We start from the raw sequence: 7,315 nt of genomic DNA, 5'->3' as shown, positions 1-7,315 counted from the left end.
TCAGGACGGTGTCACCGCTGCGTGCGGGTGTCGTCGCCCGTCGGCTCGCTGCCGGCCGCATGGGATCCGTCCGAGGCGGCGGTCTGGTCATCGTCGGCTGCCGGTGAGAGCGAGATCGGTTCGCCGTTGCCGGTGAGGCTCTCCCCGATGCCCGCCTCCGCAGTGGCTGGGGTGTGCGGCATCGTCGGGTCGGCTGAGACCGCGTCGGACAGCACGGATTCGCCGGATGTTCCGTTGTCCTCGCGGACAGAGCGGACCTCCTCGTAGACCCGAGCGGCGTCGACATGCTCGATGCTGCCGTCCTTGTGGCGCACGGTGTGCTCGACCGGGCCGAGCGGGATGCGCGACGGGTAGCGGCGCATGTGGATGAGCGAGGCGATGGTCGCCGTCAGCATCGCCGCGCAGATGACGCCGAGCGACACCCAGGTGTTGACGTCCGGGACCATCGGCAGGAACGTCTCGTGGGCGGCATGCATGATGAGCTTGACGCCGATGAACGCGAGGATCGCGGCGATGCCGTACTTGAGGTAGATGAGCCGGTCCATCAGGCCGCCGAGCAGGAAGTACAGCTGGCGCAGACCCATGAGCGCAAACAGGTTCGCGGTGAAGACGATAAAGGGGCTGCGGGTGATGCCGAAGATCGCCGGGATCGAATCGAGGGCGAACATCACGTCAGTGGTGCCGATGGCGAGGAACACGAGCAACATCGGGGTGTAGAACTTCTTCCCATCGATGCGCGTGGTGAGCTTGTTTCCGTTGTAGTCATCGGTGATGTTGATGCGCTTGCGCAGCATCTTGATGAACTTGTTGTCCTCGTTGTCCTCGTCGTCGCCGCCGAAGGCCTGGTTCCATGCGGTCCACAGGAGGAACGCGCCGAAGATGAAGAACACGCCGATGAACATCTCGATGATGATCGCGCCGGCCAGGATGAAGGCACCGCGGAAGATGAGCGCCAGGATGATGCCGACCATCAGGACTTCCTGCTGGTACTTCGCCGGGACCTTGAAGCGGGTCATGATGATGACGAAGACGAACAGGTTGTCGATGCTGAGGCTGTACTCGGTGAGCCAGCCGGCGAGGAACTGGGCGCCGTGTTCGGCGTCGCCCATGAGGAACATGAAGCCGGCGAAGATGAGCGCCAGGGTGACGTAGAAGCCGACCCACAGGCTGGCCTCCTTCATGGAGGGCACGTGGGGGCGTTTGACGACGAGGAGGAGATCCACCAGCAGGATGAGGCAGAGCACTGACAGTGACGTGATCTCGAACCACAAGGGCAACGCAGAGTTCATAGCAGCCTTTCTTCAGAGTGTCGAAAGTCTCTCCCGCAGGCTGCGTGCGTGTACCTGCTCTCGTGCCCGGATCGCATGGGCGAACGTGATGACGAACACGAGATGACTGGGATACTCCCCTTCCAAGCACTCAAGTGTACATCCCTTTACGCGTGACCTTCCTTCTGCATCGTGCGCAGCTCCTGTTTAAGGTCGCCGAGTTCGTCACGCAGACGGGCCGCGAGCTCGAACTGCAGCTCGGCTGCTGCGGTGTGCATCTGCTCGGTCATGGTGGCGATGAGCTCAGTGAGATCGGCTGCCGGCGGGCGCAGGCTGCCACCGCCGGCTGCGCCGTCACCGCTGCTGACGGCGCCCGCGCGCTGCTCATCGGTCAGGGTGGCGTTGTAACCGCGCCGGCCCTTGCCGTAGTCGAACTGCGTGAGCAGCTCACGGGTGTCCTCGTCCTCGCGCTGCAGCCGCTCGGTGATGTCGGCGATCTTCTTGACCAGCGGAGTCGGGTCGATGCCGTGCTCTTCGTTGTAGGCGATCTGGATGTCGCGGCGCCGGTTCGTCTCGTCGATCGCGTACCGCATCGACGGAGTGATGGTGTCGGCGTACATGTGCACCTCGCCGTTGACGTTTCGGGCGGCACGGCCGATCGTCTGGATGAGGGAGGTCCCCGAGCGCAGGAAGCCCTCCTTGTCGGCATCGAGGATCGCCACCAGCGACACCTCAGGGAGGTCGAGTCCCTCGCGCAGCAGGTTGATGCCGACAAGCACATCGAACTCACCGCTGCGCAGCTCGCTCAGCAGCTCGACCCGGCGCAGCGTGTCGACATCGGAGTGCAGGTACTGCACGCGCACCTCGTGCTCGAGCAGATAGTCGGTGAGGTCCTCGGCCATCTTCTTCGTCAGCGTAGTCACGAGAGTGCGCTCGTTGCGGTCGACGCGGTCGCGGATCTCACCGAGCAGGTCGTCGATCTGGCCCTTCGTCGGCTTGACCTCGACCTTCGGGTCGACGAGTCCGGTCGGGCGGATGATCTGCTCGACAACCCCGTCGGCGCGCTCCAGCTCGAAGGGCCCAGGGGTTGCCGAGAGGTAGACGGTCTGGCCGATCCGGTCGAGGAACTCATCGAACTTCAGCGGCCGGTTGTCCAAGGCGCTCGGCAGCCGGAAGCCGTGCTCAACAAGGGTGCGCTTGCGCGACATATCGCCTTCGTACATGCCGCCGATCTGCGGGACGGTGACATGGCTTTCGTCGATGACGAGGAGGTAGTCCTCGGGGAAGTAGTCAAGCAGGCAGTTCGGCGCCGAACCCGGCGCGCGCCCATCGATATGCCGGGAGTAGTTCTCGATGCCGGAGGTGAAGCCCATCGACTGCATCATCTCGAGGTCGTAGGTGGTGCGCATCTTCAGCCGCTGGGCTTCGAGCAGCTTGTTCTGGCTCTCCAGCTCCTGCAGCCGGTTCGCCAGCTCCTCTTCGATGTCGGCGATCGCGCGGCCCATCCGGTCCTCACCGGCGACGTAGTGGCTGGCGGGGAAGATGTGGAGGACTTCCTCTTCGCGCACGATCTCACCGGTGAGCGGGTGCAGGGTGTACAGAGACTCGATCTCATCGCCGAAGAACTCGATGCGCAGGGCGAGCTCTTCGTACTGCGGGATGATCTCCACGGTGTCCCCGCGCACCCGGAAGGTGCCGCGGGTGAAGGCGAGGTCGTTGCGGGTGTACTGCATCTCGACGAACCGCTTGAGCAGCGCATCGCGGTCGTATTCCTCGCCGACGGCGACCGACACCATGCCCTCGACGTACTCCTCGGGCGTGCCGAGGCCGTAAATGCAGGACACCGTGGAGACCACGACGACGTCGCGGCGGGTCAGCAGCGCGTTCGTCGCCGAGTGCCGCAGCCGTTCGACCTCATCGTTGATCGAGGAGTCCTTCTCGATGAAGGTGTCCGTCTGCGGGACGTAGGCTTCGGGCTGGTAGTAGTCGTAGTAGGAGACGAAGTACTCGACTGCGTTGTGCGGCAGCAGCTGGCGGAACTCGTTGGCCAGCTGAGCGGCCAGCGTCTTGTTCGGCGCCATCACGAGGGTGGGCCGCTGCACCTTCTCGATGAGCCAGGCGGTCGTCGCCGACTTGCCGGTGCCGGTGGCGCCGAGCAGGACGACATCGCGTTCGCCGTCAGCGAGGCGCTCGGAGATCTCCCGGATCGCCGTCGGCTGGTCACCCGAGGGCGAGTATTCGCTCACGACCTCGAACGGTGCCACGGAACGGACCACCTCGGGCCGGTGTCCGATCTTGGGCACGGGCCGCTGCGGAGCCTCCTGGGGTGTGGTGTCTGCCGGGTTGAGGACCTCACTCGATGCCATGCAACCACTGTACGCCGGGGCACTGACGCGGCCAACAGACTGTAGGCTGGAACACGTCAGCGCAGATGAGCCCCGGCACCGGTGGATCAGCACCGCTGGCAGTTGCGACGGATCAGCGCGAACTGAAAGGACCTTTCCATGGCCGAGATCGTTTCGAAAGCACACACCACCTGGCGCGGAGACCTCGCCGGCGGCACCGGCACCGTCAGCCTCGACTCCTCCCAGGCTGCCACTCTGGACATGCGCTGGGCATCCCGCGCAGAACAGCACACCAACGGCGTGACCAATCCTGAAGAGCTCATCGGCGCCGCCCACTCGGCCTGCTTCTCCATGGCACTGGCCAATGCGCTGACGGACAACGGCACGCCGCCCGAGGAGCTCAACACCGGCGCCGATGTCACCTTCTCCCCTGAGAAGGGCATCACCGACATCCACCTCGTGGTCGTCGGCCGGATCCCCGGCCTGTCGCACTCGGATTTCGAGCGCATCGCACAGAAGGCGAAGAAGGACTGCCCGGTGTCGAAGGCGCTCAAGGGCGTCGACATCCACCTCGACGCCTCACTCGGCTGAGCCCGTTCAGCTCGATTCTGAGCGGCGGAACTCATCACGCAGCGGCGTGAAGAACGGTTCCTTCGCCTCGGCATAGCGGCTGGTCGAACGGTCATCGATGTGCTGTTCGGCCAGCCGCTTCTTGGTGCCCTCATAGTCAGCGCGCACGGCGGCATCGGTGCGCAGCCGTTCGGCGAAGTGCGCAGCGAACCGTGCTGACAGGCTGCCGCGGGTGCGCACGTGCACGTTGACCGGCTGGCCGGGATCGGCGTTGCGATGGAAGCGCTTCGCGACGTGGCCGGCGTCGTCCCAATCGTCGAAAGCGTCGACGTAGTGCTGCGGGTACCCGGCTGCCGTCAATGCCTCAGCTGCAGCATCCCACTCTGCCTCGGTGGTCGTGAGAACCTGCAGGTCGATGATGTCCTTGGCCAGCAGACCCGGCACGCTCGTCGAGCCGATGTGCTCGACCTCAGCATCAGACAGGCCCGCCTCGGTCAGCGCGTGCGAGATGCGGCTGCTCAGCCGCCGCGCCGTCTGCCCATGCCGCTTCCCTGCCGGGACCAGCTCGACGCCGGAGCGCTCAGCTGTCCGGCCGGCGGCCAGATTGTCGGCAAAGGGCTGGATCCGCTTCTCGAACATTGTGGTGAACGCAGCCCGTGCCGCTTCCGGTGTGCCGGAGTTGTCGATGACGACATCGCAGGCGGCGAGACGCTCGGCATCGCTGGCCTGCGCGCTGATCCGCTTCTGCGCATCGGCTGGGTCCATCCCACGGGAGTCGACCAGCCGTGTGAGCCGGACGTCAGCGGGAGTGTCGACGAGCACTGCGAGGTGGTACAGCCGGGTCATGCTGTTCTCGACGAGCAGCGGCACGTCGTGGACGACGATGGAAGCATCAGCGTGCCGGTCGTAGTGTGCGCGGGTGCGTTCGGCGATCGCCGGGTGCATGATCGCATTGAGTCTGGCCGTCGACTGCGGGTCGGAGAAGGCGACGACGGCCAAACCGCCGCGATTGAGCGTGCCATCGGGATGGAGGATCTGCTCGCCGAACTCCGACACGAGTGATGCCAGGGCCGGTTCACCGGGCTCAACGATCTCGCGGGCGATCTCGTCAGCGTCGATGACCGGGATTCCCCGCTCGCGGAACTCCTCGGCGATGGTCGACTTGCCGGCGCCGATGCCGCCTGTCAGTCCGATTCTCAGCATGCACTCCACTCTACTCTGCACCGCCTGCGCCTCCTGTACCGTCTGTACCGCGACCGGGCTGTCAGGTGGGGCTGTCCGAGGTCAGCCGCTGCGCAGATCGATGAGGAACACGCCGTCGAGGTTCTGCACCGGGCTGCCGGCGCCTTCAGCGACGAAGGCCGCGATCTGGTCGGCGGGAAACGGCAGGTAGGCGACGTCCTGGCCGATGACGACGAAGTCGATGCCCTGGGCGCGCAGCGCCGCCACCGTTTCCGAGGCAGCCCGGGCCCGTTCTTCGGGAGCGCTGGGGATCGGCGCCCGCAGCCGTTCGTCGAGCGTGTCACGCTGGGCGCCGAAGACGATCGGGCTGGTGTCGGTCGAGCCGATGAAATAGCCGCCGGTCTCGCGGTAGTGCATGCCGGTCACGGCCTGCCACACCAGAGCCACGTCGGCATCGGGCGCGGCCAGCGCGATGGGGCGCGGCATCGTCTTGACCACGCTGCCAGCCGGCAGATGCTCGGCATATCCGGAGTCGTAGAACTCCGGGATGGGCACCTGGCGCGCCGACACCGGACCGGTGCTGATGGCGATGACGATGACCGCCGCTGTCACCTGGGTCAGGGCCAGCAGCCGGCTCTGCCGGCCGCGCGTGCGCTGCGCCTCGTGCACCCCGACAGCAAGCAGCACCGCGGCCGCCAGGGTCGGATAGACGGCCAGGCGCATCGGCAGCACATTGCCGAGCACCGGCAGCACTTCGATGAGCCGATAAGGACCGACAGCCAGGATCTCGCGACCGGCGAAGAACCACGGCGAGCCGAGGGAGAGCATCCACATGACGAACCCGGTGAGCGCGGTGATCTGCACGAGCGGGCCGAGACGCCGGTGCCTCCAGAGCAGCACAGTCGTCAGGATGGCGAAGACCACCCAGAAGAAGCCGAGGTAGGCTCCGACTTCTGCCGGATCGATCGCCTGGACGCGCGGCAGCGGGTCGGCATCAGGCCCGCCGAGCAGTGTGAACCGGCTGGGGAAGACGACGTCGAGCACGTCGTTGTTCCACACGCCGTGCGGGCGGATCGTCTGCTGCGGGGCGCCCGGAGCAGTGAGCATCGTGAGGATGAGGGGCAGTCCGATGAGCAGTGCTGTCGCTGCAGCGGCCGCACCGCCGGTGAGGAGGCGTGTGAGGCCAGCGCGCCGCTGCGCGGCGTCGGAGCGCCGGGCGAGTACGACGGCGGCGATGAGGCTGAAGACGATGCCGGCGATCGAGAGGCCAGCGGCCAGTTCGGAGCTGACGTAGAGCTGCCAGCCGAGCAGAACCCCGAGGCAAAGGCCGATGACAAAGGCCCGGCGCAGGCTGTGGCAGCGGGCCAGCCGGATGAGGCCGTAGGCCACCAGCGGTGGGGTGAGCGCGACGGCGAGGTTGAGGTGGCCGGCGGATTGGGCCACGACGTAGGTGGAGAAGCCGTAGGAGAAACCGCCGAGGAACGCAGGACCGCGGGTGGTGAACTGGCGGATGAGCAGAGTAGCCGCCAGCGCCGAGGCAGGTGCGGCGAGCATGATGGCGATGTTGTAGGCAACGACCGGGCCGAACAGCCACGTGATCGGCACCATCGGCACGGCGATGCCGATGACTGAGGTGTTCCACGCGCCGTTGACGCCAGTGGGGTAGTTCATCAGCTGCGTGAACAGCAGGTTCGTCTCCCCTGACCCCTGCCCGAACCAGCTCGCGACGACATCGGCGGCATGGGCGAACCACCAGATGAACAGCGAGGGGTCGTCGTTGTGCGCGAAGACTGACCCGCTGAGGTCGGTGAGCAGCTGCCAGTAGATGACGCAGGACCAGGCGAGCAGGAACAGTGCGTAGAGCCCCCAGTCCATCGCCGGGCGCGTGAACCGTGTGCGCTGCGGGGATCTCATGATGCGCTGCCAACGCCAACGAGGGCGTCCGAACCG

4 protein-coding genes and 1 pseudogene are annotated in these 7,315 nt (G+C 66.0%); 1 reads left to right on the top strand and 4 read right to left on the bottom strand.

Annotated elements, in window-relative coordinates:
• Positions 1–353: 353 nt before the first annotated feature.
• Together M3C25_RS12800 and uvrB are read right to left on the bottom strand one after the other, a co-directional pair.
• A pseudogene (locus M3C25_RS12800) lies at positions 354–1,289 on the bottom strand (TerC family protein); the annotation flags it as partial.
• Between the two features lie 146 nt (positions 1,290–1,435).
• The gene (uvrB, locus tag M3C25_RS12795; protein WP_259857142.1) at positions 1,436–3,634 is read right to left on the bottom strand and encodes an excinuclease ABC subunit UvrB; all 2,199 of its coding nucleotides are present in this window, start codon (positions 3,632–3,634) and stop codon (positions 1,436–1,438) included.
• Positions 3,635–3,772: 138 nt separating this feature from the next.
• Here uvrB and M3C25_RS12790 point away from each other — a divergent pair, with 138 nt between their 5' ends.
• The gene (locus M3C25_RS12790) at positions 3,773–4,204 is read left to right on the top strand and encodes an OsmC family peroxiredoxin (RefSeq protein ID WP_102160240.1); all 432 of its coding nucleotides are present in this window, start codon (positions 3,773–3,775) and stop codon (positions 4,202–4,204) included.
• Positions 4,205–4,210: 6 nt separating this feature from the next.
• On the opposite strand, the gene coaE is transcribed toward M3C25_RS12790, so the two are convergent.
• Both coaE and M3C25_RS12780 read right to left on the bottom strand, forming a co-directional pair.
• A complete protein-coding gene (gene coaE, locus M3C25_RS12785; RefSeq protein WP_259857140.1) occupies positions 4,211–5,386 on the bottom strand; it encodes a dephospho-CoA kinase in 1,176 nt (391 codons plus the stop codon).
• 81 nt (positions 5,387–5,467) lie between these two features.
• Positions 5,468–7,279 (bottom strand): hypothetical protein, encoded by a 1,812-nt coding sequence (locus M3C25_RS12780; RefSeq protein WP_259857138.1) that lies wholly within the window; start codon positions 7,277–7,279, stop codon positions 5,468–5,470.
• Positions 7,280–7,315: the final 36 nt, after the last annotated feature.

It is taken from the genome of Brevibacterium luteolum (genome assembly GCF_025147615.1).
In the GTDB taxonomy this organism is placed as follows: domain Bacteria; phylum Actinomycetota; class Actinomycetes; order Actinomycetales; family Brevibacteriaceae; genus Brevibacterium; species Brevibacterium luteolum.
This window is presented reverse-complemented; position numbering and strand designations above follow the sequence as displayed.